Consider the following 26168-nt stretch of genomic DNA (forward strand, 5'->3'; position numbering starts at 1 on the left):
GAGACCCGTGATGAGTCAGCCCGCCCCGCTTAACCCACTTACGCTACCGCTTCACGGCAGCCGCCTGATTGAAGCCAGCGCGGGCACGGGCAAAACCTTCACCATCGCGCTGCTCTACGTGCGCCTAGTGCTGGGCGGGCAGCACAGCGAAGACGACAGCGCCTTTGTGCGCCCGCTCACCCCGCCGGAAATTCTGGTAGTCACCTTCACCAATGCCGCCACCCAGGAACTGCGCGAACGTATCCGCCACCGGCTGGTAGAAGCCGCTGGTGTTTTTCGCAAGGCCCCTGCTTCCGAGCCTTCAGACGACCCGTTGCTCCTCCAACTCCGCGAGCAATACCCCGAGGCCACTTGGCCCGCCTGCGCCCGCCGCCTGGAGCTAGCGGCCGAATGGATGGACGAAGCCGCGGTTTCCACCATACACAGCTGGTGCTACCGCATGCTGCGCGAACACGCCTTCGACAGCGGCAGTCTGTTCTCGCTCAACCTAGAAAACGACCAGCGCGAACTGGAGCAAGAAGTGGTGCGCGACTACTGGCGCACCTTCTATTACCCACTGGATGCCGACGCCCTGGGCAGCATTACCCGCTACTGGAAATCGCCGGATAAACTCCACGAAGATGTACGCAAACTGCTCCACGAAAGCGACGTTCTGGGCAGCCAGCGCCCCGCGCCAGCCGACACATTAAGCGCAGCCGAAGCCGAACGAAGCGCCACATTAGGCACGTTAAAAGCTCCCTGGCCCGCTTGGCTAGATGAACTGGTGCCCGCACTGGAAGAGGCCGCTAAACGTAAAGCCTTCAAAGGCCAAAGCTTCAACGCCAAAAGCCGCGCCAGCTGGCTTGGCGCACTGCGCGAATGGTGCGAGAGCGACCTTGAGCGACCCACGCTCACCCCCGCCGCCTGGAAACGCCTGACCCCAGACGGCATGACCGAGATATGGAAAGACGGTGCGCCACCCTGCCTAGCCGCCTGGGAAGCGCTGGCAGACATGCCCGCCGCCCTCAACGCCTTACCCGAACCGCGCAACGATCTGCTGATTCACGCCGTGCAGTGGTGCAAACTACGTATGGAGCGCGAGCAGGAACGCCGTGCTGAAATGGGTCCCAACGACCTGCTCACCCATTTAGACCGCGCCCTGCAAGGCCCTAACAAAGATGCCCTGGCCGCGCAGATTCTGCGCCAGTTCCCCGTCGCGCTGATTGACGAGTTCCAGGATACCGACCCGATTCAGTACCGCATTTTTAACGCGGTCTATGACGTCGCTAACCCCCGCCGCGACGCCGCTATGCTACTGATCGGCGACCCCAAGCAGGCCATCTACGCCTTTCGCGGCGCGGATATCTTCACCTACCTGCAGGCCCGCCAAGACACCGCAGGCCGCCACGTCACGCTGGGCACCAACTTCCGTTCCAGCCGCGCCATGGTGGAAGCCGTCAATCACTGCTTCCACTACGCCGATCAGCACCCGGCTGGGGCGTTTCTATTTCGCGAAGAAGGCGGTGAGAACCCGCTGCCGTTCTTATCAGTAGCCGCCAAAGGCCGCGACGAACAGTTGGTTCACCAAGGCCAACCGCTATCCGCCATGACGCTGTGGCCGTTAACAAGCGAAGAGCCACTTTCCAAAACCGCCTACCAAACCGAAATGGCCGAACGCTGCGCCTCTTATATGGTGGAACTGCTCGCGGCAGCTCAAAGTGGCAATAAACAAGGCCAAAGCGGCTTCCAAAAAGGCGATGGCCTAAGCCCGCTAAAACCTTCCGATATGGCAGTGCTGGTCAACGGCCTGCAGGAAGCCCGCGCCATTCGCCTAGCGCTGGCCAGCCGTGGGGTGAAGAGTGTCTACCTTTCCGACCACGACAAGGTGTTCAGCTCGCCCATGGCGAAGCAGGTAGAACGCTGGCTGCGCGCCAGCGCTGAGCCACTGGCCAGCTCTCGCCAAGCCGAAGCCCATCTGCGCGCCGCTTTGGCGACGCCAGTGCTGGGGCTCAGTTTGGCCGACCTTGATCACCTGCAACAAAACGAACTGGCCTGGGAAGCGCGGGTGGAGCAATTCAGCCACTATCATCGCCTATGGCAGAGCCAAGGTGTGCTGCCGCTGGTACGCCGTATGATGGTGGATTTCGATATTCCCGCCCGCCTACTGGGGGAATTCGAAGAGGGTGAGCGCTTGCTCACCGACCTGCTGCACTTGGGCGAATTGCTGCAGCAAGCCAGCGCAGAACTGGATGGCGAACACGCGCTGATTCGCTTTCTGTATGAAGCCATTGCCGACCCGGAAAGCCACGGCGACAGCCACAAGCTGCGCCTGGAAAGCGACGCGGATTTGGTCAAAGTGGTCACCATCCACAAATCCAAAGGCCTTGAGTACCCGCTGGTATTTCTGCCGTTTATCGCCAACCACCGCCCGGTGAGCGATAAAGACATACCGCTGCGCTGGCACGACGCCCACGGCAACCTTCAGCTCAGCCTAAGCGCCGATGAAGAAACGCTGGCCACCGCCGATCGCGAACGCCTAGGAGAAGACCTGCGCAAGCTTTATGTAGCGCTTACCCGCGCCCGCCACGCGACTTGGCTGGGGCTAGCCTCGCTGCAAGGGTTGGAAAATAGCGCCCTCGGCTACCTGATTAGCGGCGGAAAAACCATTGCACCGGCAGAGCTAACCAGCGCGCTGGAAGCGCTGGCACAAGGCAGCGAGATTGTTGTCAGCGAGCCACCGGCACCCACGGCCCAGCGCCTTGCCCTCTCTGCACAAAGCGCCGAACAAAACGCCGCGCTTGGCCACGCCCGCACGCCCACGCGCCCAGCCAAGGAACACTGGTGGATTGCCAGCTACTCGGCGCTGCGCCTTTCCGGCACGCTCACTGCCCCCACGGCCACGCCACTGGAACCCACCACCGCCCAGGAAGCCACAACATTTGAAGTACTGGATGAACCACAAGATATTTCGCTCATGCCTGATGACATGGAAAGTCTTCGAGCGAAGGCCAGTCTAGGCAATCTTTCGCGAGAAAGCGGAGTTTACGAGGGGTTAAATGAGCATTTCGAGCGAACGATTAACAACGAATGGGCGAGCGCAGACACTTTCCACCTGCATAAATTTCCCAGGGGGCCAGGGCCGGGCACTTTCCTGCACGGGCTATTGGAATGGGCAGGCAGGCAAGGGTTTGCAGCCGCTGCTAACGATCAAGATTCACTCAACGACATGCTATGGCGGCGCGTGCAGCTACGCGGCTGGCAAACATGGCAGGAACCGCTGGCTGGCTGGCTTTCAGCGCTGCTCACCACACCGTTACCGCTGGCCGCGCCGAATCAACAAAGCGTCGCGCTCACTGAACTCACCAGCTACCAAGTAGAGCTAGAGTTCTGGCTAGCCGCCAAGCGGGTCAACACCCAAGCGATTGATGCCCTGGTAAGCAAGCACTTACTGCCAGGGGTTGAGCGCCCAGCGCTGGATGCCGATACCCTAAACGGCATGCTCAAAGGCTTTATCGATTTAGCCTTCGAGCACCAAGGGCGCTTTTACGTACTGGACTGGAAATCGAACTATTTAGGGCCGAATGACAGCGATTACGAACCGGAAGCCCTGCGCCATGCGCTGCTGGCCAAGCGCTACGACCTCCAGGCCGCGCTTTACCTGCTGGCTATGCATCGGCTGCTAAAAGCGCGCTTGCCCGACTACGACCCGCACCAGCACCTAGGCGGTTCGATGACGGTATTTCTGCGCGGCAGCCGCAGCCCAGGGCGCGGGGTGTTTTCCGAGCCCGCCCCGGTTGAACTGATCGAAGCACTGGATAGCCTGTTTGCAGGCGCATCGTTTTCAAGCCCCGCACAGGAAGCGACGGTATGAGTAAGCCCAAAGACACCCACACCTTCGACCTGTTTGGCGATGCCGTTGAAACACAGGATGCCCAGCCCTCAATGGCCCCCGCGCCAGTGAGCGCTCACCCTGCGTTAAGCGATACCGCTGAATTGCTAACCCTATGTGAGCGCTGGGTAGCCAGGGGCTGGCTGCGTGATTTAGACCGCGCTCTGGTGCGCTTTTTAGCGGCCGAAGCAGCGGATGCCCCCGCGCTGCTGCTGTTAGCCGCCGCCCTGGCCAGCCACCAGCTAGGCCGAGGGCATGTGTGTCTGGATTTAAACGCCACGCTTAACGCACCGGATTTCGCCCTCTCGCTACCGCCCGAAGGGGATGACTTAACCGACCCGCCACCGCTGCCCAGCGATGTGCTAGCAACGCTCACGCTAAGCGAATGGCAAGCCGCGCTGCATCACCCACTGCTCACCAGCGAAGGCCCTGGCAATACACCGCTGGTGGTAGTAACGACTCACTCAGGCGCCGGTGATAAGAGCCACACGCGGCTCTACCTACGCCGCTACTGGCAGTACGAGCAAACCCTGCACCAGCAAATCGCCAGCCGCCTAGAAGATGAAAACACCACACACACACAGGCGATGAATGATAACGCCACGACGGCAACTTATAACCGTTGTAGGAGGCCAATTTATTGGGCGATGGGTGACGATAGTCACCCTGGCCTTCTCCCCCAGGCCCTGAACATTCTGTTCAAGCCAAGCGGCAACCTCGACTGGCAAAAAACCGCCTGTGCGCTGGCCGCCCGCAGCCGCTTCGGCATTATTACCGGCGGCCCCGGCACCGGCAAAACCACCACCGTGGTGCGCCTGCTCGCCCTGCTGCAAACCCTGCAACTGGCCAACGCCCCCAGCCAACCGCTGCGCATTCGCCTAGCCGCCCCCACCGGTAAAGCCGCCGCCCGCCTAAATGAATCCATCGCCGGGCAGGTAAGCAGTTTGCCATTGGCACAGTTAGAAAAACTCTTAACGAATTGCGTTATGAGCGAAGATGAGACAAGGCGAAGCGCGACGAAAACGCGGAGTTTACATCCTGTAAATGAGCAGTTTGAGGAGCGCTTCAACACAGTATCATCAAGCGCAATAGCAATTCCCACTGAAGTCACCACACTCCACCGCTTACTAGGTGCCCGCCCCGACACCCGCCACTTCCGCCATAGCGCCGCCAACCCGCTGGCGCTGGACGTACTGGTGATCGACGAAGCCTCCATGGTGGATATCGAAATGATGGCCGCCGTGCTGAGTGCCCTGCCCGCCAATGCCCAGTGCGTGCTGCTGGGGGATAAAGACCAGTTGGCATCGGTAGAAGCTGGCTCGGTACTCGGCGATTTATGCCGCCGTGCCGAGGCCGCCCACTACACCCCAGAAACCGCCCAATGGCTGGAAAGCGCCACCGGCCAGCCGCTGCCGCCAGAGTACCTGGATGCTGAAGGTCAGCCGCTCGACCAAGCCATTACCATGCTGCGGGTAAGCCACCGCTTTAACGAACACAGCGGCATCGGCCAGTTGGCCCAGGCGATTAACCAGCCCAGCCATGCCCAAACTGACCGGGAAAAACAGCAGGCAGTTAACGCAGTGCTGCGCCATGGCTACCCAGACCTGCACTACCTAACGCTTGCAGAGGACACCGCGCTGGATAAGCTGGTCATTCACGGCAGCGCGGATAAGTTTCTCAATGGCGGTGAAGGCCGCACCAACCATAAATATGAACCCATCGCCCCGCCCACCGGCTATCGCCATTACCTAAAGGTGCTGAACGCACAGCGCCCGCGTGGGGAATCGTTTGAGGACAACCCAGCGGCCTATAACGCCTGGGCCGCAGAGGTGCTAAGTGCCTACAGCCACTTTCAACTGCTATGCGCGCTGCGCAAAGGCCCCTGGGGGGTAGAAGGCTTAAACCTGCATATCGCCAAAACCCTACGCAGCGAAAAGCTGCTGTTTGGCAGTGATTACACGTTGGAGAAAGGCTGGTATGAAGGCCGCCCAGTACTGGTCACCCAAAACGACTACGGCCTAAAACTGATGAACGGCGATATCGGCATCACCCTGGCCGTGCCGGATCCGCGCAATCCGCAACAGAAACTGTTGAGAGTGGCCTTTCCTTCATCAAATGCCACGAGCGATGCCGATAATCCCATCCGCTGGGTACTACCCTCCCGCTTGCATTCGGTAGAAACCGTATTCGCGATGACGGTACACAAATCCCAAGGCTCGGAGTTCCTGCACACCGCCCTACTGCTACCGCCCACCATCAACCCGATTCTCACCCGCGAGCTGGTCTACACCGGCATCACCCGCGCCCGCGACTGGCTCACGCTAGTGGAAGCCAAGCGCGGAGTGTTGAATGAGGCGGTTACTAGGGAAGTGATGAGGGTGAGTGGGATGTAGAAGGTTGTAATCAAAACCGACATTAGTGGGGCTGGTGGTGGCGGTCTTCGGCCATGAGCGGTCTTTGAGGGAGTGCTGATATAACGCTCGGCACACGTGTCGATTTGCAGTCGCAGAGCGGCGGAAAAGCGGTCACCATACTGCCGATTGTTAGGCCAGCGCTCACGTCGATTTTGGTAGCAGCAAACGGCTGGCATACTTTTTTTCACCCCAGTCGAAAGCAAATGTTTCGCTGACCTCATGCCAGTTCCCACCAGGATGTCCTGACCCATGGTTTGCCCCCATGCATGAACACTCACAGTGTAGGCCAGAGGCATTCCAGCAAGCAGGGGCACACTTTTGTTGTTCGCGATAAAGTTGAATCAGATATACACCACCAAAACGGCTGAGCAAACGCCTTGCGAGGTCGTCATACCAAGCGACTGGAGTCTCCCAGCATTTGAATTTCTCATTCCACTTCGGCTTGTGATTTTTGTCGCCACGCACGATGTCGAAGTTATTTGAGCTAAAGCACAATCGCACAAGAAGAGGCTCTCCCGACTTTCTTTTGAAGATCACAGGTGGATTGGCTTTGCGCCAAATCTCTGCGAGCCTTGCATCCTTTCCCTGCATTGATCCTCCTGCGTCGGTCTAACGCCGTTGTAACCGGTTGATAAAACGCGCAGCGGTTTGGCAATCCGCGTTGACAACCTTGTTAGGGCTTTTTGGAGAAGAGTGAAGAAACCTTTTCCATCACAGAGTTTGTTAATTGCTGTTCAGTCCTAGCCTTCTCAATCTCTACTGTTGTTTGGCCTTTATTAAGAATGTGATTTCTTTCAGTTTTTGATAGCTGCTCAATGGCGCAAGCAACCCCATCTGAAGAATCATTTGCCAACGCTAAAGCCACAGCTAGATGCTTGGATTCAATATTTGTTATTTCATTTTGAAAGTACTTTATCTCAGCCAAGGTGTCTTTATACAAACGTAGGAAAAAGTAGGCAAAAATTTCTATAAAGGCAACCAGTGATAGCCTTGGTACAAAATTTTCTATGAAATCAATTGGCTCTTCGAATGAAATGGGAGATGTAAGAACAAACATACCCAAGAGCGCCAAACCTATAATGGTTGTAACAATTCCTATGGCCAAATTTAGGTTACTCCTTTTAGTTAAAGAAAAGAGCTCCTCACGAAGCCTACTAACGGTATTTTCAAAATTAGACTCAACCATTGATGAGCGCTGTTTGGCGCTTAACTCTTCAGAGATTTGTTTTTTTATTGAATCAAGAACATCTTCAGCGGTTGTTTTTGTTAAGCTTTCTTTGAGGTGGAGAACAATCTCTTGTCGTTGTTCATCATTCAGATGTGAAAGTTCATTTTTTATGCTATGAACTTCATTTTTAAGCGAGTTAACCAAATTGATAAGGTCTTTAGGTCGGCTATCGCTATATTTCTGTGCTTCTCTTAACTCTTCCTTTAGATACTCTACCTCCTTTCTAGTTAGAGAGGACTCTACTCGTCCCTTTTGGAGGAATCTAGTTATAAATAAGACAGCAATTATGGAAGCAATGCTTACCGTCATTCCAATTATAATTTCTAGACTCATCTTATCATTTCCCTAAATTACGCTCAGATGCCCTAACACCTCGTTAAGAGGCAAAAAATTGTTGGCTAAAATTAGCGACGAAGGAGCAAAAGCCAACTGTTTTTTGCCCTTTTAAACGACTTGTTAGCCATTTACTGCTGCTCTCTCTTCTCCATAAATACTGAAAATGACATTTTTAGAGATTGGATCTATTGTATACACCGTGCCTCGGCGAGGCTGTGAGAATAAAGTAGTATCCGCATATTTTTTAAATACGTAGTAGTTATCATAATACTTTGTATTACCATGGTAATTAAAAGTGGTTTTGATATCATCTTGTTTTAGGAACTCAATAAAACATTTTACTTCTCCTGGCTGAAGACCAGTAAAAAAACGTTTTGCTGCACTATATTTTAAATCATCAAATTCACCCCAAACCATTGTAGTTAATAATTCATTTGCTGTGTTAGTTAAGGAGGCTGATTCGGACCTTTCACCAACAGCAGGAGTGTAGATAATATTCATACTCTTTAACGTAAACAAAGGTGCTCCCTTAGGGATGCTTATATGATTCTGCCTTTTAAGCTCTTGGATTACATAAAGTTGAAATATATCTAATTTTCTAAAATTAGCTAACATTTTTTCTTTAGCTTGAGTTTCAGCTATTTTTTCTTGCTCTAGCTTTAATACTGCTTCAGCTTCCTTGTTTTTTAAATCCTTTTTATTATTTAAAACATCTAAAGCCGCTCCAATAACCGCATAAACTAACCGAATACTGGTAACAAAAACTAAACCTTGAAGCACCGCTTCAGAAACATGGTTCAATGTAATTAAATCCAATTTTATTAAAGCAAGAACTAAATTAGACACTATAAAAATAGCCAAATTTAAGCGTGTATCTTTTAATTTACTAAGTAATTCTAGAACTTCTTTAGAGCCTTGCATGAATGCATAATCCTTTAAATGGCTAACAGTGTATTAGACGGCGCACTCTATGATTGAATGAACGTGCCGGCACTTTTTCCCGGCAAATGCCGCCTGCCAGATTCTCCCAAACCTATGATTCTTAAAAACATTTATTTTAATTAGGCAATATATCCAAAATTCGCGCGCCTGCTGCATTTCCCGACATAGCCGCTCAGTTCCTTATAAAAAACCACCCTGCCCGCAATAGCTTCCATGCCTTCAATCGGCTGCTCATAGCTCCAAGCGACATCCTGACTTTCACCCAACGAAAAATACATCGTATGCCCTTTAAACGGGCAATACGTGGTGGTTTCTGAAACGGTGAGTAAGTCCATCCGCACGTCTTCACGTGGGAAGTAGTGGCGTAGCGGGTAGTCACGTTCGCGGAGTTCAAGCGTATTGGTGGAGTCGGCGATTAACGTGCCATCAACATGCGCCTGCACGCGTTGGCTAATAGGGTGAAGCTCAATGCGTGGGGGATTTGGCATTAGGTTGTTCCCTGCGGCGTTGTTCGCTCTAATGCTTCGATCCTAGCAGTTAAATTATATTTAGCCTACTTTGAGCACTTAGTTTTTAGTCGATATTGGTCACTTCATGACCTAGGTCATTCATCACTTCCACGCTGACGCCCAGCCTACTCCTCCGGCGGGGAAAGGTGGGCATCGGTCAAGGTACGTGGCCGGTACTCACACGTGGTATCGGCCCAACGCTTCCATACACTCTCATCGACTGAAATATTCACCGCAGGCAGCCCCTGCATGCCCTGCGCATACTGCCGGTAAAATCGGCCGTCGCCCTTGTATCTAAGACGTGCATACTTGGCGTAGAGCCCGTTTAAAAAATCAGCAAACGAATCTTTCGGTGCCATTTTCCAAGCATCCTCTGCAACATTGAAAGGGGCCACTTTTAGGCCTGCCTGCTGCGCTTTGGTTAACATCCAGCTCAACGGTATGTCGGCCAGTGTGTCGTCAGCGCCATAACCGCCGCCGACATTGGCGTGGGCGCCGATAAACCAGCGCTGTTCTACGTTGCGATTGCCTGTTTTCTGTTTGCCATCCTTGCTCGTCCAGAGCGATACGTTATACGCCGACCTGTGTTCGTCCAGCGCGGCCGCTTGATAGGCATGATCGACAATGCTGGAAAGCTCGGTATCGTGCCAATCGTATTTGCTTTTGAACAGGTTGGTTCCGGGCACGCCTAGTGCGCCAACGGTATCCCACACACCAATGAAATGAACCCTGGGCTGGCGACTGAAGCGCTCCTTGAACTCTGTGCATACCTCAGAATCGGGATGACAATCACGGTCTCGATAAATACGTTCGGCCTTATCGAGCAGCCCTGGCGTAACGACATGCACTAGCCCGCATTTACGAATCATCCCCACCAGGCTTCTGGCGGTGTAGGCACCGCGGCTGAATCCCAATATCCAGATTTCATCGCCTTCACTGTAATGCCTTGCCAGCCAGTCATAGCCTTCCCGTAGGTTTTTGCTCAGCCCATAACCGAAGGCTCCGCCAAAAAAGCGCTGAAATTTGGATGTCCCTACGCCGGGGTCGTAATAGAACCGCTGCCTGATACCGTCATCGTCATCATGGAGCAGCCGGGTAATACGATAAACACTGGTTTGATCTTCAGGGTCGTTCCAGGTGCCATCGAATAGCAGAATCAATTTTTGTTTTGCCATGGTGCCCCCATGATGATGCACGCCTTTGAACAGTACTCATGATCACTAAATGAGGGGCAGACGATGCGCTCTTGGCCAACGCGTACCTGCGACCTCCACATTATTTAATGAAGGTTAGTCGACAATTCATCCCGTCACCTGTTGATAGTCAACTCGAAGCAGCGCCCCCGATGCGGGCGCTCTTGCTGTCTGGCTTTTGGATAAACCAAGCCATGCCGAAGTAACGAAGAGGTGTTGGTCTGTAGCATCAAAGGCACAGCTGGTTGGGCGTGGAACGGGGAGCGCTGTGTTTATACCTCAAGGTGGAAAGCATCAGCTTCTATCGGATGCGGAGACGTCATTTCAGAGCATCGACACATTTGATGCCGCCCCTGCGCTATGCCACGGAGCTGCGGATGCGTCTTGCCAGTCAATGGCTAACCCACGAAAGAGTGTCTATCGATGTTCTACTTGCTGTGCTTGTTATGGATTGTCATCATGCTCAAAACTCCCATTTTTTAGATAGTTAACAACTTGAGCGATGACTCTATCGTTCTTCATCATAAAAGGATGCGTAACAGGCATTTCGATATGGTCATTCATGCCGTCTAGTTTCGTGCTTTCTATCGAGACCTTTCCATCATCTGTGCCCGGTATCAGCGAGGACAGTATCCAATTGATGCTGCTTGTCCCGGCAATAATACCCACGTCGAAGTTAGCCTTACCTAGGGTACTGGGAATGCTTAACTCATCTGTTCCAAGCTGCATACCTGCATCACCGTTGATGAAGTGGAAGCCAGGGACATCCCGGAGTTCATCGACGACTTCGCTGCCTTGGTTTGGAGGGCCAAGCATCACTACACGGTTTAAGTTGGCTATATCATGCCTGCTCAGATACTGCCTTACCAAAATTCCGCCAAGGGAATGAGTCACAAAATTGACTTTTTCGCCCTTTGGGCACTTTTCAAGGGCAGGTCTTATCGCTATTTCTGCAAGCTGCTCAATTGAGTATTCCCTTGATGGATACCCTTCATTAATAGGCAAGAAGCCTTCTTCTTTCAGCGCATTCTCTAGTGGCTCCATTGAGCCATGTGTTCGTGCTAAGCCGTGGAGGAGAATCACGCATGACGCTTGGACACTGTTGGAGAAAACCAGCAAGAAAGCTAACAATATAAACTTCATACGTAATATCCATGATGCGCGCTATAAATGGCGCGAGAAACTAGCGTCCGGCGGCCGTAGGGAGCAAATTTAACTTCCTGGTTAGGTATTTACTACTAACCTTGGCCAAATTTGCAGCCACCGCTTAGTCGTCAATCGCTCATTGAAACCCTGTGGCTTTGGCCTTTTGGAATTCATAGTTACAGTATAATTAAACAGAGAGTCGAAACCAAAAGGTGACATTAGTATAACGTCTCCAGAGTTGTCCAAAGCAGCTCCGAGCGCCGTTTCGACTTCAACCCAATAGCTCATAGCATCTGAAGTTGGCTTGTAGGGTCTATCGTAGTTCCGCTTATGCATTCGCGCCTGGTTTTTAACCGACCATGGGAAATCCAAGACGCTCGCGATCAGCTGCTCAAGCTGTCGTCCCTATCCCACTTCAGGGATCAGATTATTCGGGCTGTAGACTTGCCGATTGATGGCTTTTAACTCATTCATTCGGGTATGAGCTTATTGAGTCACATTATCCACTATCTCGACGGTGCCACCCTCCTCGCCTGGCGGCGAGTTGGCAGCTTGCTTCGCGAAGCCATGCCGACGGCAGAGCTCTTTGATGGGGAGCCCCGCTTCGAAGCCAATGATCTGTTCTTCGTTGAAACGCTTCTTCCTGTCCAATCTCCTTACGCATAGGATCGGACTCTAAAGTGTAGCGCTACTCAAGTGGTCTTTTGCATGGATTAGCGCGAGTTTGCGAGCATCTTAATTGATTGTATGAGATGCAAGGTAGACACGGTCTCTACCTTCTTGCTTGGCTTTGTACATAGCCTCATCAGCACGAGCAAGTAAGCTTTCAAGAGACTCTCCATTTTCCAACATGGCGACCCCAACACTTATACTTAGGGTAGTCGACGCTCCGCTGCCAAAATCGACAGGCGCAACCGCTAAACGCTTTCTCAGTTTATTACCCAACTCCTGGCTGGCTTCCAAGTTTGCACCAGGTAGGAAAAAGACAAATTCTTCTCCCCCCATGCGGCCACAAAAATCGGTTTTGCGCTTTACCTCTGACGCCAAACGAGCAAATTCGGTCAAGGCTAGATCACCTGCAGCATGCCCCCATTTATCATTAATGCTCTTGAAATGATCAATATCTATCGAAAGAACACTGAGACTATTACCAAACCGTGATGATTGATCTACTAGTTCATTCAGGCGCTCCATTGTTGCGCGCCGATTTGGCAACCCAGTTAATCCATCAACACTAGCCAAGCGTTTCATTTCCTCCTCAGACTGCTTCTTATATAGGAGATAACTAACAGTATCTGAGAGCAATGTAATAAGAATATGGTCATCCTTGCAAAATGGCTCAACCGGAGAAGGGCTAGAAAAATTAATAGTTCCATATAGTTGACCAGACAATCTTATCGGAGCTCCAATATACGACTCCAGTTTGAAGTTTGCGTAGCATGGATGATTTTGTATTTTACTTTTCGCCACGAAATGAAAACCGACCGACTTACCCGCACTCAACGTGTGAACACAATAAGTTCCCGATAAATCAAACGTTGTTAATGGTTCCAGCTCTCCTTTGAGATCAACGCAGTAGTCGATGGTGTATTGGCTTCCCACAATACGAGAAACAATAGCTTTTTCGAGACCAAAGTGGTCCAGGCCAACCCGAAGCAATAGTTCTATTTTATTACTATGGCTCAGCGCGACATCTGAAGTTATATTGTGGATCTTTTGTAGAGTATCCAAAGACTGATCTGTTGAGCGAGCTGGACGAACAATGCCAATAAACCCGGCTACTTTCCCATCCTTAGCCCGCATAACTGCCCCCGTCGTCAGGCCAAAAAACTGTTCTCCATCCGAGCGACGATAGGCAACTCTGTAGTTCTCCGCAGCTATTTTGCTAGAAGTATTAAAGCGTCTCCGACCTTGTTCGGAAAAATCGTTTTCATCGGCGTAAAGTATTTTTGTCTCTTCACCATACAGCTCGTTCTTTGAGTATCCAAACAGCCGCTCTGTCGCAGAATTCACATAAACAATACGCCGACTTGCGTCGGTAATGACAACAGCTTCTTCAAAAGCGTCGAATACTTCGGTGAATAGTGATGGTGAAATCGAATTTACGTCGCCGTCATCAACCAAAGCTTTAGTCGTTTCTCCTAGCTTATCGTCTTTCATAGACACACCTTTCATGAAACCATGTGACTTTATCCAGCAATAGTTGACACTGTTTTAAGCAATCATTCGGGCTTCGAAGGCCTATGGGCTAATCATGCCCCGTTAGCACAGTGCCGCCGTTGTTTGTTGTACTCTACGATGTACTCAAACACCTGACACCTCATATCGCATCGCATTTTAAATGGCTCCCCATGGATCGCCGTTCCACAATCCCTTTTATGGTCTGTTCTTAAGTGTTGAGTCTGACCTCCATGATGGCTCTCTAGGTGAGTGAAGGTGACTCAGGCTTTTTTGACAAATTGGGCGGTGACCATCATATCGCCAGCGCCATCGACCTTGCAGTCGAGCTGGTGGTCTTTGCCTTCCTTAAGCCGCTTGATCACGGCCTTGGTGCCAATCTTAAGCACGATTGAGCTGCCTTTGACCTTGAGGTCTTTGATAAGCGTTACCTTATCGCCTTCAGCAAGCAAGGTGCCATTGGCATCTTTCACCGTGACGGTGTCTTCCGCTTCAACCTCGGAAGGGTTCCATTCGTGGGCGCACTCTGGGCAGATGAACAGGCTTTGATCCTGGTAGACGAATTCAGATTGGCAATTGGGGCAAGGTGGGCATGACATGGAAGGTGACTTCTGTGATTTGGTTGGCTGCTTATGATACTGAGCCTTGGCGAATGCATCCAGGCAGGTTCAGGGTAAGCGGTGCCTGTTGATGGCTCAGTGTTTGAATCGTCGCGGGCTAAAGCCACCTCCTACGGGGCATGTGGTAGGAGGTGCAGTACGATCAAATCGGCTCCAGATGCCAGCCTTGTTCGGTTGCTAGCAGGCGGTCTGTCAGGGCTAGGTTTTCCAGAAAGGTATCGTCGTGGGATACCACCACTAACGCGCCTTGGTAACTGCGCAGCATGGTTTCCAGTGCTTGTGCTGAAGGCAAATCAAGGTGGTTATTCGGCTCGTCAAGGAGCAATAGTTGCGGTGGGGAATCGGCGTAGAGGATGCAAGCCAGCGCTCCTTTCAGGCGCTCTAACAGAATCTTAGTCTGGTTGGCTTCCTTGCCCAGCCGATTGCCGCGAGCCTGTCGTTTCTCCTGACGTTCATGCTGCTTGCGCATCGCGCGCTCTTCGCGTTGGCGTTCGAGCTTTTGCTGGCTGAGCTGATCAAGGGCAGCCTGCTGCTCGTGCGCCTTTGCTTGAGCATAGAACGTGTAGTTGCCGCCGTAGCTGTGCAGCTCTAAGGGCGACAGTTCCACAATACGTTCCATGGCCTCCAGCAGTTGCCGGTCATGGCTGGCCACTATTGGCCCACGCGGCCAGCGCTGCAGCTGTTCGATGAGTGCCTGCCGATTTGGTCGATCGAGATGGTTGTTTGGCTCATCAAGAATCAGGCAATCCGCCCCAGAGAGCATGGCGCCCATCAAGATTAAGAAGATTTTCGCTCACCGCTCCTTGGCACAATGCCGAGCCCCCATCACTAGGCAAAAGATAATTGTCTGAGCTATCGCTATACAGGCAATTACCCCTTTCCAGGCCCATATCGCAAAGGCATACGCCGCAAGGCTTGCGCCCATTGCGCCGCCTAAATAGTAGCAAGAGAGATAGATGCCAGCGGCAACACCGGCGGGTACGCGGCGCGTGCTGCTTAATAACTGGGTCATCACTGTTTGGAACAGATAGGTTCCTATGGCAAACAGCGCAACGCTCAGCATGATAGACATGCGTGTTGTGCTAATCAGCCACAGCGCTGCCCAAATCAACGCTATGAGTGATATGGCAATCGCTACTTCGCTTAGGTAGCGCCGCAATACGCTGGCAGTTAGCACGCAGAAAAGTGCGGGCAGACACGCCAGATAGATCGTGCCGATCTGCTGTGAATCCCAATAATAAGGTTCTTGGGCAAGCCATAGACCCAGTGCCGTAAACACCGCGCTTTGCGTGAAGAGCAGTGCAAAACCCGCGAGATAGGCAATGAGCAGCGTATTGTCAGTCAGCGCGCGCCTTGTATATGCCACCAACGTTTGATGCCGTTCAGTACGCTGCATTGGTTCAGCGCCAGTTGTTTTCGGATAAGTAATTTTCGGAAGAAGATAAACCGCCACCGCCGATAGCACCATTAGGCATGCAGAGCTTAAGAACCCCAGTTCCCAACCCATGGCACCAACCGACCAAGCAGGATAAAACCGGCTGAGTGTGCTGCCAACTATGGTGCCGGTCACGTACAGCGGCACAAAACTGCTTGGTCGCTGAGAGACCAAATTCATCGTCGCGGTTAATAGGAAGGGAATGACAATGCCTTGGCATAGCCGCAGTACAAAAAGCACGTCTTGGCTAGTCGTCAATGCCATTGAAGCGTTAATCGCGGCCAATGCGAAAAAGCCAACGACTAATAAGTGCGAAGGGTTGGCATGTTTTGTTACAGCGCCGGTTAGTGGCGCGGTAACCATCATTCCTAGCAACGAGGCCATCGTTAACCAGCCAGCGCCAGTGGCTGTTGTTCCGAACCGCTCTACTAACGCTGGAAACAGCGCCTGAAGCTGGTACAAATTAAAAAAAGCGCCGAGCGATCCAATTATTAAGGCCGTACGCATGGCTTATTCCTGTTTAGACAGGCATTACCATACGTACGCTCAAGGCTCGAATGAAGGTCGGAATCGCTATCTCAGTGATAGCTGTTTCGACAGAGTGCAGCATCAGAAATCAGCGTATGTTGTGGTCACCGGAGGAGCGACGAGATGGTCGAACTGAAACAGATTAAGCACTTTGTTGCCGTTGCTGAGGAGCTTAACTTCAGGCGCGCTGCCGAGCGATTGCATATTACCCAGCCGCCGCTGAGCCAGAGCATTAAGTCATTAGAAGAAACCGTGGGTGTGAAGCTGTTTGAGCGCAATACCCGAGGTGTCCATCTCACCAAAGCAGGCGAGGCCTTTCTTGGTGAGAGCTTGGAGATACTCAGTGCTGCACAACGAAGCATCAGCGTTGCCAGGCAGGCAGCCCAGGGTGAAGTCGGTACGCTGCGCCTTGGTTATTCGGCCAGCGCGATTTTCTCTAAACCCCTCACCTCTGCCCTGGCTAAACTGCTCACCGAGCGCCCGCTGATCGAACTGCAGCTGTGCGAAGGGAATGCCCTCTTACATATCGCATCGCTGAAAGCGGGTAAGCTTGACGCTGCGGTACTACGAGCCGACCTGGACGAGAACTCTCTAGCGGGTTTATCAGTTTCCAGGCTGGGAGATGAACCTCTGCTCGTTTTACTCCCCCCAGGCCATCGGCTGCAGACAAAGCCTTCCATCAGTTTTGGCGAAATAGCCAACGAGCGGCTTTTACTACAGCCCGCCACGCAAAGAACATTTCTGAGGCGCCAACTGGAGACATTGGCCGATAAAGCAGGGGTTTCTCTCAGCCATGTTGTGGAAGTGCCCGATATCGGCAGTATACTGTGCTTCGTTGGCGCCGGTATTGGCATTACCATCCTGCCCGCCAGCGCCGCGTCGATGGCTCACGGCCTGATGGCCATACCGCTTACCGACGAGGGCTCTTCCCCACCGTTACTGTTAGCCTGCAAGCAAGGTAACTCTCTGAGTGAGCAGCTTAGGGATCTCGTTGAAGCGCATCTCTCATAAGCTTGGAGAATGGCGTGATAGCAATCCCCAACACTTACGCTGTTTTTGCCCAACCAGACAGAAATTAAGGTAGATGTGTTTGGCTTATCGCGGCATTGGCTCCTAGACTGAAGTCTCGTTTCTTTTGAGATACCCGACCTATGCGTGTGTTTTCTAATCCGGTCGGTGCCGGTTCACTTTGGTTTGATAATTTGGTGACCGCAGACGGTGTGCCTGTAGCTTACGACCCGCAAGCACGTGCCTTTCTGCCGATGCCGCCCTTCTGCGCCAACCGCGAAGTCATTGGTTGCAACTGGATTGCGCCTAAGCAAGGTGAATTCTGCCGTGCCTGCGCAATGACGGCTCTAGCACCCGACCCTTCCATTTCAGATGCCATGCCCAATTGGGCACAAACGGAGGCAGCTAAACGCTGGGTAATCGACAACCTTGGCCGTTGGAACTGGTTTCGCCCAGAAGACCCTGGTGCGCCACCAGTGTTTCATATGCTGGCCGAAGGGGGAACGCCGGTGCCCATGGGCCATGTGGGCGGTGTGGTTACCATCAGTGTCGCAGAGGCTGATGCGGTGTTACGCACAACTCGCAAAGAAGCACTGGCAGAGCCTTATCGCACTATGATTGGCCATATGCGCCATGAAATCGCCCATATGCTGTGGTGGCGGCTGAGCTTACGGGATGACTTTCTTGATGCGTTTCGTGAGATGTTTGGCGATGAGCGCGAAGATTATCCAGCAGCATTGCAGCACTATTATCACAATGGCCCGCCTGCGGATTGGCGGCAGCGGTTTCTGTCTACCTATGCGTCCTCACACCCTCATGAGGATTGGGCGGAAACCACCTCGCACCTGCTGCACCTGACCGATATCACCGATAGCTTTGTGTCGGCGGGTATGACCTCGCCGGCCTTGCCCAACACCTATGGTTGGGATGCTTACGCCGAACCGGATGCTGAGCGCTTGATTCACATCGCGGCATCATTAGTCGCCGGGGTTAATCATGTAAACCGCTCGATGGGGCTTTCGGATCTTTATCCGTTTGCGCTTTCAGACCCGGCGATGCGCAAGCTAGCCTTCGTGCATAATTGGCTACGGCGTGGTGCTCAAGGGCTTTAATCCGCATCTGCAACAGGCCCTGGGGAAGTCAGCGCTTTAGCCAGGGCCTGCCATCGATAAACGCGTTAGCTTAGCTGCAAAGCGTCAATCGCCGCCGCCACCCTTTTCCGCGCATCGCCTTGCAGCGTTTGTAGCGGCTGGGGCAAACAGGGTTCGCTTACTGTTCCGGTAAGTTCTGCAATGGTAGCGACTACCCGTAGGCTGCCGCCGAAGTCACGGTAGAGCGCCCATAACGGTTCAAGCGCAGCGGAAAGCGCGTTGGCGTCTTTTGCGTCTCCTGCTTGGGCGGCACGGGTTAGCGCCAGCGCAGTTTCAGGGTATAGCCCACCAATCACCGAGTACCAAGCATCGCAGCCAGCAAGCATGCCTGTGGCGGCCGCTGGGTCGCCGCTAATGCCGATGGTTACGTCGCTGGGAATTAACCCACGCAGCCGTGCCACGCGCTCCTGTGCGGCGGCTATATCATTCTGCACTGGAGGAATTTTAATCGAGCGAACCTGAGGCAGTTGGGCGATGCGTCCATGCAGTTCATCGCTAAATTCAAAGTGCGTAGTGCCTGGATTGTCATAGACACATAGCGGCACACTCAGCGAACGGCAAACCGTCTCGAAAAGGCCAAATACCTCATCCTCGGTCAGCTTTTGATAAGACACTGGCGCCAACAGCACGCCACTAGCGCCTGCTTGCTGGGCGCTTTCAGCATTGGCCAGTACATCGCGGGTACGGAGCGAACCTATGCCTACCACCACTGGCACGCTGGCGGCATGCTCAACGCACAGTTTGGCTACGCGGGCGCGTTCTTCACCACTTAAATAAGCGTAGCTGCCCGTCGACCCCAGCACGCCGATAGAATCCACCCGCGCCTCCACCAAGCGTTCCACTAAACGAGCAAACTCATGCTCATGTATGCCCTGCTCGTTCATGGGGGTTAGCGGAAATGCACTCAGGCCGGTGAACATGGTGAATGATCCTTTTACGATGGTAGATAAGAAGCTATTAACATACGTGATGCTGCATGATGAGGCTAGAGAGTCTCTCAAGGTTAGTTAGCAATTATGTACAAGCATTTGATATCCAGGAGCGCATAAGCTAGGTGGTGTGACTCATCAGGAGGGTTTGGCATGGCGAATACAAGCCGGTTTCAATTCATCAAAAGTCAGCATGTGCCAACACTGACGGTGCTTCAGGCGGCAATTGAAGATTTCAGCTATGACCGTCATGCCCATGAGGAGTTTGCCTTCGGCGTAACGCTGGCCGGGCGTCAGGATTTTTTTAGCGGCGGGCAGTTCCACAAAAGCCCGCCAGGCAATGTGATTCTGTTCAACCCTGAGGAGGTTCACGATGGCCAACCAGGCGGTGAGCATGCACTGGACTACCTGATGGTTTATGCCCATCCAGAACAGGTCAAGCCGCTGTTCGCTGATGCGCTTGGGCGCGAACATGCCACGGATTTTCGTTCCAACCAAACGCTGATTCAGGATGTGCAACTGCGCCATGCCATTTTGGAACTGGCGCGCTTGGTCACCTCCCAAGCAGGTAGCTGTATTGATCAGGAAAATGCGCTTTATCGGGTTATCGAGAGAACCGTTCAACTCGGCGGCATTTCACAACCCAACCCCATCACAAGTCGACCTGATGCCCTGCTAGGTCTGGCTAAGGAGTATATCCACGCCCACTTGGAAAGCGATATATCGCTGGATGATATTTGCCAGGCAGCGCATTTATCCAAGTACCATTTCTTGCGCTTGTTTCGCCAGCATTACGGCATTACCCCCCATCAGTACGTGATTAATTGCCGAATCAATGCGGCGCGTACTGCACTAGACGCCGGTGCCCCACTTAACGAAGTGGCGCTACGCTTTGGCTTTGCCGACCTTAGCCATTTTAATCGGCGCTTTAAGCGCATTTATGGCATGACACCCCACCAATACCAACGCGATATCGCGCGTTAATCCCCAGTTTTAGAACTGCCATTAAACAAACGAGGCTTTACCATGCTAGGAATCGTCGCCTATGCCCTGGGCGCTATGTATACGCCTGGGCCTGTGAATCTGCTGGGCTTAAACGTTGGCATCAATGGCCAAGCCAAAAAGTCGCTCGGTTTTTGTCTGGGAGTAGGCACCGCGATGTTTACTTACTTATTACTATTGGGCTGGGCAGGCGCCGCTTGGATCGACGATGAGGCACTGATCGTTGTGAGCGCATTAGGGTGTAGCTATATTGTTTATCTCGCAATAAAAATTGCCCGTTCAAGCGCTGATTTAAGTAGCGACTTAAACACCCAGTTAAACAACCATGACCACACCGTACATCTGCTGCGTTTTCGCGATGGGCTGGTGATGCAACTGCTTAACCCAAAAGCCATTATTGCCACCCTCCCCCTTGCCACACTGCAATTTCCTGCGGCGGGTATTGAAGGGCTTAGCTTGGTGGTTTGGGCATTCGGGCTGGCAATATTAGCCGCTGGCGCACCCGGCAGTTATGTCTTGATGGGCAGCTTGGTTGGCCAGCGTATTCAAAGCGCAGGGATCATTAAGGGCTTCAACTGGGTAATGGCGGGGCTGCTGGTCGCCGTGGCGTTATCGATTGGCTATGAGCATGTTTGGCTGCCGCTTAATGCTAGCTAGCCTGATGACACAGGTAGCGAGCACTCTAACCATTGATTGCTCGCTACATTTGCGGTGTGTCACACACCCTCTTGCGCTCTGGCAATAGCGGCAGAAATAGCTGATTTTGCCTGCGGGCTGTTTTTCCAGCAGGTTGTGTGCAGCATGGCGGCCACCATTTCTGCTATCTCATCCGCTTGGCGGGCGGCCAGCTCAGTAAATGAGTCGATACCAATCTCTTCAAAACGCTTGAGGACGGTAGGGCCAACGCCTTTGACACTCAAAAGCGCATCTCTTTCTGCATCAGAAAAGGCCACTCATGTACTCCTCTTTAAAAGATCTATGAGGTTAAAAGACCTCTGGGGTTAAAAGAGCTCTGGGGCGTTAGCGTTTTAAGTGCGCGCCTCTGACCAAACCGCAAACTCATTGCCACTGGGTTCTAGGAAGTGAAAGCGAAAGCCGCCTGGGAATTCGAAAATAGGCTGAATGACGTCACCGCCGCTTTGCTCTACCTTATCGAGCGTTGCGTTAATATCCGCGCTATAGAAAACCAGCAGTGCGCCACCGTTAGCGGTTCGACTACAGGCATCTGAATGATAAAAACCGCCATCTAGCCCCTGGTTGGAAAACGCACTGTATTCAGGGCCATAATCGACGAATTCCCAGCCGAACACCGCCGTGAAAAACGTTTTTGTCGCCGCTAAATCTTTCGCTGCAAACTCGACGTAATTAAGTTTTTCATGCGTGTGCATTGGCTTGTTCCTTTAAGCTTAATCTAGCGTGATTGCTTTATAACCAGTTCAATCGTTTGCTTAACGTACGCGTACATTACCGGGCAAGTGCTGGCACGAGGGCCTGCAACATTAAGTGCAGTAATGTGGCGGTCGTGCACAAAGTCGGCCAGCAACATCGCCGCGTGCAACGGATCTATCAGCTCAATATCAATCAGCTTGTAGGGCTTTGATTGCTGAATACAGAACAGAACTGTAGCTTCTGTTCCCCCTTGAAGATAAGACGCATAGAAGATAGCGGTGCCATCTGCATCTTGTACATTTTTCTTGGTACGTTGACGATACCCTCCGCCAATTTCATCAAGGTTGTAGACGCTGCTAATCGGCCCGTCTTCAGCCATTCTGCCGACGGGACAACATCCACCTATGGGGAAATCCAGTGCTAATGCGGCATCTAGTGCCGCTCGGTCAGCGCCGGTTTGGCCGCCACTTATAATTTTGGAAAACATAAATTAGCCACGCCACGTGTCTTTAGTTGAGCGGCAAACGCGTTTGCCACGCGGTGTAAAAAAGTGCAAGCGAACGTTGTAAAACCTACTGCCCGAAGCCTATCCCCAAGCTCAGTGCTTGAAGACCATCGAGCTCAACACTAACGTCGTCTGAAAACACCGGGTGCCCTTGCACCACCATGTTCACTGCTGCCTGAGAACCGCGATAAGTAACGGTTACTGTCAGTTCTGCAGAGGTGTTAACCGGTGCAAACAGGCCATACTCAACGTTATCAACACTCACCGAAGACAGACCGCGATCATCCAATTGCTGCTGCACTTCTTGTTTTACGGCGACACCGTAATAGATATAGATGCCCACGTAGCCAATTGCCAGTAGTACGATCAGTGAAAAGAGCTTCCTCATTATTTCCCCTCAGTGCGACGAAATCCTTATGGTTGCCGCCTTCGGCCAGCAATCACGAGCGCTGATAATGCCTGCGGTAGTAAGTAGCTACAAGCACTGAAAAATGAACATTATTTACAAACAAGCGAGAGGGATTCTAATGGTGAGGTGTCAGGAGTGGGTGGCATGTTGTTCACTGCGAACATTGCCCGCAGCGACGCTTCCCCTTTAGCACTGAAAACGATAACGCGGGAGTCTTCCTCCCGTTTCGCCCAGCCAAGCGCCTGAATTCGCGCAAGCAGCGCCGCCCCGAGCGCGCCGGCAAGGTGATTTCTACGTTCGCTCCAATCCAGACACGCCCGACAAAATGATCGCTTCGAAGAAGCCAGCGCGTCTGCATCGATGCCATGTTTCAGAAACCACAGCCGTCCCTGTTTAGTCAGCTGTAGTCCGCCTGGAAGCTGCTGAAGGATATCTGTCTCGAGCATCTGCTCGTACACAAAAACCCCTAGCCCCCCTGCAAGGTGGTCGTAACAAACTCGCGCCTTACGCAGCGCGGGGTCGCGCGGGCCGATGGACAGATGCCTATCGTCGCCTCGGAAAGCGAGGCCCATCAGCGACTCCAAAAGTTCAGCAACATGTGGCCCCGCCAGCCTAAAATAGCGGTGGCGCCCCTGCTTTTCGACCGCAAGCAGTCCTTCCTCTCGCAGCTTGGCGAGGTGGAAGCTCATGGTTTGCTTAGTCACACCGGCCATATTTGCCAGTTCAGTTGCCGTTAGCGCGCGATCAGACATTAAGGCACAGAGCACTTCCGCCCGAGCGTTATCTCCGATCAGTGCGGCAACGCGCACAATGTTAGGGGCTTCATTCATGGTTCGATCTTAGTCGAACCATTTGGGTGCGGCAATTAGGTATCGTCTCCGTTGCCTTTCAACGGAGATAATCAGATGAGCATTACCTGCATCATTCGCTACGAGATCGACCCTTTCCAGCGCGACGCTTTCAAGCAATACGCGGAAAACTGGGGAAAAATCATCCCCTGGTGTGGCGGCCATCTTATTGGCTACTTCCTGCCTTTAGAGGGCACCAACAATATCGCCTGGGGCCTAATTGCCTTCGATAGCATAGCTTCCTATGAAGCCTATCGCGCTCGGCTGAGATCTGATGAAGGAGGGCACGCGAACTTCACAATGGCCCAAGAGCAACGATTCATCCTCAAAGAGGAGCGCAGTTTTGTAGAAGTAGTAGACGGCACCTTGGGCATTGAGGCTGTCGATGTAATGAACATATCAACGTAACGACGCTGTAAATATAAAGAGCCTGCGAATATAAAAAACTAATGAATATAAAGAACTTATGAATATAAGGAATTGGCCATGATCGCTGTGATATTCGAAGTGCTTCCACATACTGACCGTTATCAAGACTATTTGGATACTGCCAGCGCATTACGCCAAGATTTGGAAGCTATCGACGGTTTTCTATCGATTGAGCGCTTCGAGAGCCTGGCGCAGCCCGGCAAAGTTCTTTCGCTGTCTTATTGGCGAGATGAAGATGCCGTGAAGCAGTGGCGTTCGCTTGAATCTCACCGAGCAGCTCAGAAAGCTGGTCGACAGGATATCTTTGCCGACTACCGTCTGCGTGTCGCTTCCGTCATCCGAGACTACGGAATGAATGACCGGCGCGAGGCTCCTGAGGATTCGCGTCACGCGCACCACTCGTAGAACGGCTGTGGTCGGTGGTCTAGCGTATTTAAACAGCGAGTCTTAACGCTTACTCTTTTTTAGCCAGCAACAGTCCTACCCCTGCGCTGGCTAATAGAGTTGCGCAACTGCGGTTAAATAAGCGCCGCATAGTGGGGCGTGAAAACCACTGGCTCAAAAAACTACCTGCATAGGCGTAACCAGCAATCGCTACCCATTCCAATAGTAAAAACAGCACACCTAGCACCAAAAACTGCAGACCGACATTGCCGCTAGGTTCCACGAACTGCGGTAGGAAAGCGGTAAAAATCAGAATGGCTTTGGGGTTACCAGCAGCAAGCAAGAACTCTTGTCGCGCCAGCTCAAATAAGCTCATGTGTTGAGTTTCAGCACTATCACTTGCGGCAGTATCGGCGCCCCATAGCTGATATGCCAGCCATAACAAGTAGAGCCCACCAACCACCTTAATAACGAGGAAGATTTTTTCAGAAGTGTAAAGCAGTGTCGCCAAGCCAGTCGCTGCCAGCGTAATCATGCCGACGAATGCTATTAGCCGCCCAATACCCGCTAAACAAGCTGTCCGAACGCCATAGCGTTTAGCATTGGTTAATGAAAGCAGGTTATTAGGGCCAGGCGCCATATTAAGGGCGAAGCAGGTAGGGATAAAAAGCAGCAGTGTTGTCAGGTTCATAAAAGCCCGTTTCTATTAGCTCGCGTGAGCTTCCACTCATTATTTCACCATCGATCCAGCTAGATTAACCTTTAATTAGGATTTTGCTCAACGTTAAAAAGAGCAGGCGCTGCTGGCCTGCTCTCTTAACATATCGTTTTTTTACTCTTCTTGTATCAATCTGCTGGTATCAACAGACTTGTGGCTCGCTTGCTGTACGACATGCCCTGACGCTTTCTGCCAACTCACTGACTAAGCCGTGCACTCGCTCCACTGCTTCATCAGGCGTGCTGGCATGTTCGATGCAGTCAACAAGCGCGGAGCCAACCACCACCGCATCGCTAAAGCGTCCAATGGTAGCGGCTTGCTCAGCGGTGCGTATTCCAAAGCCAACGGCAATGGGTTGCTCGGTGTATTCGCGGAGCTGAGCGACCGACGCCTCTAACCGTTCTGGTGTTGGCGCACTACCGCCAGTAACCCCCGCCACCGATACGTAGTAGATAAACCCAGAGGTGTTGCTGAGTACTTTGGGCAACCGTTTAGCATCGGTGGTCGGGGTGGCTAAGCGGATAAAATCAATGCCGTGCTGGGCTGCTGGCTGGCAGAGCTCTTCATCATGTTCAGGGGGTAAGTCCACCACAATCAGGCCATCAACCCCAGCGCTGGCAGCATCAGAAAGAAAGCGCTCAACGCCATAGCAGTAAATCGGGTTGTAGTAGCCCATCAGTACGATAGGCGTGGTGCTATTCTGCTCGCGGAAACGGCGCACCATTTCCAACGTTTTAACTTGGGTTTGGCCGCCTTCAAGTGCACGCAGCGCGGCTTTTTGAATCGCGGGACCATCAGCCATGGGGTCACTGAACGGCATGCCGAGTTCAATGATATCCACCCCTGCTTCAGGTAACCCATGTAGCAGGCGGCGGGAAGTCTCCGCGTCTGGATCACCTGCGGTGAGGTAGCTAACCAGCGCTGGGCGGTTCTGCTGCTTGAGCGCGGCAAAGCAGTCTTTAAGACGAGTGGGGGTATTCATAACAGTCTCCTGGTTCG

Annotated in this window: 28 protein-coding genes; 8 read left to right on the plus strand and 20 right to left on the minus strand. The window is 52.5% G+C overall.

The window, feature by feature from the left end; translation table 11 throughout:
• Positions 1 to 10 precede the first annotated feature (10 nt).
• Both recB and recD read left to right on the plus strand, forming a co-directional pair.
• Positions 11 to 3850 (plus strand): exodeoxyribonuclease V subunit beta, encoded by a 3840-nt coding sequence (gene recB, locus K7H08_RS06630; RefSeq protein WP_231657509.1) that lies wholly within the window; start codon positions 11 to 13, stop codon positions 3848 to 3850.
• The gene (recD, locus tag K7H08_RS06635) at positions 3847 to 6261 is read left to right on the plus strand and encodes an exodeoxyribonuclease V subunit alpha (protein WP_231657510.1); all 2415 of its coding nucleotides are present in this window, start codon (positions 3847 to 3849) and stop codon (positions 6259 to 6261) included. Before recB ends, recD begins: the two co-directional genes overlap by 4 nt.
• Positions 6262 to 6423: 162 nt before the next feature.
• On the opposite strand, the gene K7H08_RS06640 is transcribed toward recD, so the two are convergent.
• From K7H08_RS06640 to K7H08_RS06695, 12 genes are all read right to left on the minus strand, one after another.
• On the minus strand, positions 6424 to 6873 hold the full coding sequence (locus K7H08_RS06640; protein ID WP_231657511.1) for a hypothetical protein: 450 nt from the start codon (positions 6871 to 6873) through the stop codon (positions 6424 to 6426).
• An 82-nt stretch (positions 6874 to 6955) separates the two neighbouring features.
• Complete coding sequence (locus K7H08_RS06645) at positions 6956 to 7843, minus strand: hypothetical protein (protein ID WP_231657512.1); 888 nt, start codon at positions 7841 to 7843, stop codon at positions 6956 to 6958.
• Positions 7844 to 7966: 123 nt separating this feature from the next.
• Positions 7967 to 8767, minus strand: a complete 801-nt coding sequence (locus K7H08_RS06650) for a hypothetical protein (protein WP_231657513.1) — start codon at positions 8765 to 8767, stop codon at positions 7967 to 7969.
• A gap of 140 nt (positions 8768 to 8907) precedes the next feature.
• Positions 8908 to 9276 carry a DUF427 domain-containing protein gene (locus K7H08_RS06655; protein ID WP_231657514.1) on the minus strand — a complete coding sequence of 123 codons (369 nt, stop codon included), beginning with the start codon at positions 9274 to 9276 and terminating at the stop codon, positions 8908 to 8910.
• A gap of 146 nt (positions 9277 to 9422) precedes the next feature.
• Positions 9423 to 10472, minus strand: a complete 1050-nt coding sequence (locus tag K7H08_RS06660) for a DUF2235 domain-containing protein (protein ID WP_231657515.1) — start codon at positions 10470 to 10472, stop codon at positions 9423 to 9425.
• Between the two features lie 462 nt (positions 10473 to 10934).
• The gene (locus K7H08_RS06665) at positions 10935 to 11633 is read right to left on the minus strand and encodes an esterase/lipase family protein (RefSeq protein WP_231657516.1); all 699 of its coding nucleotides are present in this window, start codon (positions 11631 to 11633) and stop codon (positions 10935 to 10937) included.
• A gap of 81 nt (positions 11634 to 11714) precedes the next feature.
• Complete coding sequence (locus K7H08_RS06670) at positions 11715 to 12023, minus strand: nucleotidyltransferase family protein (protein ID WP_269438833.1); 309 nt, start codon at positions 12021 to 12023, stop codon at positions 11715 to 11717.
• 99 nt (positions 12024 to 12122) lie between these two features.
• Positions 12123 to 12287, minus strand: a complete 165-nt coding sequence (locus K7H08_RS18490) for a hypothetical protein (protein ID WP_269438844.1) — start codon at positions 12285 to 12287, stop codon at positions 12123 to 12125.
• An 84-nt stretch (positions 12288 to 12371) separates the two neighbouring features.
• Positions 12372 to 13796, minus strand: a complete 1425-nt coding sequence (locus K7H08_RS06680) for a bifunctional diguanylate cyclase/phosphodiesterase (RefSeq protein ID WP_231657518.1) — start codon at positions 13794 to 13796, stop codon at positions 12372 to 12374.
• 281 nt (positions 13797 to 14077) lie between these two features.
• A complete protein-coding gene (locus K7H08_RS06685) occupies positions 14078 to 14413 on the minus strand; it encodes a zinc ribbon domain-containing protein YjdM (RefSeq protein ID WP_038477126.1) in 336 nt (111 codons plus the stop codon).
• Between the two features lie 163 nt (positions 14414 to 14576).
• Positions 14577 to 15197 carry a hypothetical protein gene (locus tag K7H08_RS06690; RefSeq protein WP_231657519.1) on the minus strand — a complete coding sequence of 207 codons (621 nt, stop codon included), beginning with the start codon at positions 15195 to 15197 and terminating at the stop codon, positions 14577 to 14579.
• 30 nt (positions 15198 to 15227) lie between these two features.
• A complete protein-coding gene (locus tag K7H08_RS06695; RefSeq protein ID WP_231657520.1) occupies positions 15228 to 16376 on the minus strand; it encodes an MFS transporter in 1149 nt (382 codons plus the stop codon).
• Between the two features lie 144 nt (positions 16377 to 16520).
• On the opposite strand from K7H08_RS06695, the gene K7H08_RS06700 reads away from it, so the two are divergent.
• The gene (locus tag K7H08_RS06700; RefSeq protein ID WP_231657521.1) at positions 16521 to 17408 is read left to right on the plus strand and encodes a LysR family transcriptional regulator; all 888 of its coding nucleotides are present in this window, start codon (positions 16521 to 16523) and stop codon (positions 17406 to 17408) included.
• A 140-nt stretch (positions 17409 to 17548) separates the two neighbouring features.
• Positions 17549 to 18517 carry a zinc-binding metallopeptidase family protein gene (locus K7H08_RS06705; protein WP_231657522.1) on the plus strand — a complete coding sequence of 323 codons (969 nt, stop codon included), beginning with the start codon at positions 17549 to 17551 and terminating at the stop codon, positions 18515 to 18517.
• A gap of 65 nt (positions 18518 to 18582) precedes the next feature.
• Here K7H08_RS06705 and K7H08_RS06710 read toward each other — a convergent pair whose 3' ends face one another.
• Positions 18583 to 19476: a dihydrodipicolinate synthase family protein gene (locus tag K7H08_RS06710; RefSeq protein ID WP_231657523.1), complete on the minus strand. Its 894-nt coding sequence runs from the start codon at positions 19474 to 19476 to the stop codon at positions 18583 to 18585.
• 162 nt (positions 19477 to 19638) lie between these two features.
• Between K7H08_RS06710 and K7H08_RS06715 the strand changes: the two genes are divergently transcribed.
• Complete coding sequence (locus K7H08_RS06715) at positions 19639 to 20469, plus strand: helix-turn-helix transcriptional regulator (protein WP_231657524.1); 831 nt, start codon at positions 19639 to 19641, stop codon at positions 20467 to 20469.
• A gap of 42 nt (positions 20470 to 20511) precedes the next feature.
• Positions 20512 to 21144: a LysE family translocator gene (locus K7H08_RS06720; RefSeq protein WP_231657525.1), complete on the plus strand. Its 633-nt coding sequence runs from the start codon at positions 20512 to 20514 to the stop codon at positions 21142 to 21144.
• 59 nt (positions 21145 to 21203) lie between these two features.
• On the opposite strand, the gene K7H08_RS06725 is transcribed toward K7H08_RS06720, so the two are convergent.
• From K7H08_RS06725 to K7H08_RS06745, 5 genes are all read right to left on the minus strand, one after another.
• Positions 21204 to 21440, minus strand: coding sequence for a helix-hairpin-helix domain-containing protein (locus tag K7H08_RS06725; protein WP_038477147.1), 237 nt, complete (start codon positions 21438 to 21440; stop codon positions 21204 to 21206).
• 75 nt (positions 21441 to 21515) lie between these two features.
• Entirely contained in the window at positions 21516 to 21875 is a 360-nt protein-coding gene (locus K7H08_RS06730; protein ID WP_095603874.1) for a VOC family protein, read from the minus strand.
• Between the two features lie 23 nt (positions 21876 to 21898).
• Positions 21899 to 22363 carry a putative molybdenum carrier protein gene (locus K7H08_RS06735; RefSeq protein WP_231657526.1) on the minus strand — a complete coding sequence of 155 codons (465 nt, stop codon included), beginning with the start codon at positions 22361 to 22363 and terminating at the stop codon, positions 21899 to 21901.
• An 85-nt stretch (positions 22364 to 22448) separates the two neighbouring features.
• The gene (locus K7H08_RS06740; protein WP_095603876.1) at positions 22449 to 22769 is read right to left on the minus strand and encodes a hypothetical protein; all 321 of its coding nucleotides are present in this window, start codon (positions 22767 to 22769) and stop codon (positions 22449 to 22451) included.
• 110 nt (positions 22770 to 22879) lie between these two features.
• Entirely contained in the window at positions 22880 to 23620 is a 741-nt protein-coding gene (locus K7H08_RS06745) for an ArsR/SmtB family transcription factor (RefSeq protein WP_231657527.1), read from the minus strand.
• A gap of 75 nt (positions 23621 to 23695) precedes the next feature.
• On the opposite strand from K7H08_RS06745, the gene K7H08_RS06750 reads away from it, so the two are divergent.
• Entirely contained in the window at positions 23696 to 24046 is a 351-nt protein-coding gene (locus tag K7H08_RS06750; protein ID WP_231657528.1) for an NIPSNAP family protein, read from the plus strand.
• A gap of 78 nt (positions 24047 to 24124) precedes the next feature.
• Complete coding sequence (locus K7H08_RS06755; protein ID WP_095603878.1) at positions 24125 to 24472, plus strand: antibiotic biosynthesis monooxygenase family protein; 348 nt, start codon at positions 24125 to 24127, stop codon at positions 24470 to 24472.
• A 49-nt stretch (positions 24473 to 24521) separates the two neighbouring features.
• Here the strand turns inward: K7H08_RS06755 and K7H08_RS06760 are convergent, their stop codons facing one another.
• Both K7H08_RS06760 and trpA read right to left on the minus strand, forming a co-directional pair.
• Positions 24522 to 25142 (minus strand): LysE family translocator, encoded by a 621-nt coding sequence (locus K7H08_RS06760; protein WP_038477166.1) that lies wholly within the window; start codon positions 25140 to 25142, stop codon positions 24522 to 24524.
• Positions 25143 to 25311: 169 nt separating this feature from the next.
• The gene (gene trpA, locus K7H08_RS06765) at positions 25312 to 26151 is read right to left on the minus strand and encodes a tryptophan synthase subunit alpha (RefSeq protein ID WP_231657529.1); all 840 of its coding nucleotides are present in this window, start codon (positions 26149 to 26151) and stop codon (positions 25312 to 25314) included.
• Positions 26152 to 26168: the final 17 nt, after the last annotated feature.

Origin of the sequence: Halomonas sp. IOP_6 (assembly GCF_021151565.1) — a bacterium.
GTDB lineage: Bacteria > Pseudomonadota > Gammaproteobacteria > Pseudomonadales > Halomonadaceae > Vreelandella > Vreelandella alkaliphila.

Excerpts from the sequence above, each read along its gene's own strand:
- recB (WP_231657509.1), top strand. The coding sequence starts at position 11 with ATGAGTCAGCCCGCCCCGCTTAACCCACTTACGCTACCGCTTCACGGC.
- recD (WP_231657510.1), top strand. The coding sequence starts at position 3,847 with ATGAGTAAGCCCAAAGACACCCACACCTTCGACCTGTTTGGCGATGCC.
- K7H08_RS06640 (WP_231657511.1), bottom strand. The coding sequence starts at position 6,873 with ATGCAGGGAAAGGATGCAAGGCTCGCAGAGATTTGGCGCAAAGCCAAT.
- K7H08_RS06645 (WP_231657512.1), bottom strand. The coding sequence starts at position 7,843 with ATGAGTCTAGAAATTATAATTGGAATGACGGTAAGCATTGCTTCCATA.
- K7H08_RS06650 (WP_231657513.1), bottom strand. The coding sequence starts at position 8,767 with ATGCAAGGCTCTAAAGAAGTTCTAGAATTACTTAGTAAATTAAAAGAT.
- K7H08_RS06655 (WP_231657514.1), bottom strand. The coding sequence starts at position 9,276 with ATGCCAAATCCCCCACGCATTGAGCTTCACCCTATTAGCCAACGCGTG.
- K7H08_RS06660 (WP_231657515.1), bottom strand. The coding sequence starts at position 10,472 with ATGGCAAAACAAAAATTGATTCTGCTATTCGATGGCACCTGGAACGAC.
- K7H08_RS06665 (WP_231657516.1), bottom strand. The coding sequence starts at position 11,633 with ATGAAGTTTATATTGTTAGCTTTCTTGCTGGTTTTCTCCAACAGTGTC.
- K7H08_RS06680 (WP_231657518.1), bottom strand. The coding sequence starts at position 13,796 with ATGAAAGACGATAAGCTAGGAGAAACGACTAAAGCTTTGGTTGATGAC.
- K7H08_RS06685 (WP_038477126.1), bottom strand. The coding sequence starts at position 14,413 with ATGTCATGCCCACCTTGCCCCAATTGCCAATCTGAATTCGTCTACCAG.
- K7H08_RS06690 (WP_231657519.1), bottom strand. The coding sequence starts at position 15,197 with ATGCTCTCTGGGGCGGATTGCCTGATTCTTGATGAGCCAAACAACCAT.
- K7H08_RS06695 (WP_231657520.1), bottom strand. The coding sequence starts at position 16,376 with ATGCGTACGGCCTTAATAATTGGATCGCTCGGCGCTTTTTTTAATTTG.
- K7H08_RS06700 (WP_231657521.1), top strand. The coding sequence starts at position 16,521 with ATGGTCGAACTGAAACAGATTAAGCACTTTGTTGCCGTTGCTGAGGAG.
- K7H08_RS06705 (WP_231657522.1), top strand. The coding sequence starts at position 17,549 with ATGCGTGTGTTTTCTAATCCGGTCGGTGCCGGTTCACTTTGGTTTGAT.
- K7H08_RS06710 (WP_231657523.1), bottom strand. The coding sequence starts at position 19,476 with ATGTTCACCGGCCTGAGTGCATTTCCGCTAACCCCCATGAACGAGCAG.
- K7H08_RS06715 (WP_231657524.1), top strand. The coding sequence starts at position 19,639 with ATGGCGAATACAAGCCGGTTTCAATTCATCAAAAGTCAGCATGTGCCA.
- K7H08_RS06720 (WP_231657525.1), top strand. The coding sequence starts at position 20,512 with ATGCTAGGAATCGTCGCCTATGCCCTGGGCGCTATGTATACGCCTGGG.
- K7H08_RS06730 (WP_095603874.1), bottom strand. The coding sequence starts at position 21,875 with ATGCACACGCATGAAAAACTTAATTACGTCGAGTTTGCAGCGAAAGAT.
- K7H08_RS06735 (WP_231657526.1), bottom strand. The coding sequence starts at position 22,363 with ATGTTTTCCAAAATTATAAGTGGCGGCCAAACCGGCGCTGACCGAGCG.
- K7H08_RS06740 (WP_095603876.1), bottom strand. The coding sequence starts at position 22,769 with ATGAGGAAGCTCTTTTCACTGATCGTACTACTGGCAATTGGCTACGTG.
- K7H08_RS06745 (WP_231657527.1), bottom strand. The coding sequence starts at position 23,620 with ATGAATGAAGCCCCTAACATTGTGCGCGTTGCCGCACTGATCGGAGAT.
- K7H08_RS06750 (WP_231657528.1), top strand. The coding sequence starts at position 23,696 with ATGAGCATTACCTGCATCATTCGCTACGAGATCGACCCTTTCCAGCGC.
- K7H08_RS06755 (WP_095603878.1), top strand. The coding sequence starts at position 24,125 with ATGATCGCTGTGATATTCGAAGTGCTTCCACATACTGACCGTTATCAA.
- K7H08_RS06760 (WP_038477166.1), bottom strand. The coding sequence starts at position 25,142 with ATGAACCTGACAACACTGCTGCTTTTTATCCCTACCTGCTTCGCCCTT.
- trpA (WP_231657529.1), bottom strand. The coding sequence starts at position 26,151 with ATGAATACCCCCACTCGTCTTAAAGACTGCTTTGCCGCGCTCAAGCAG.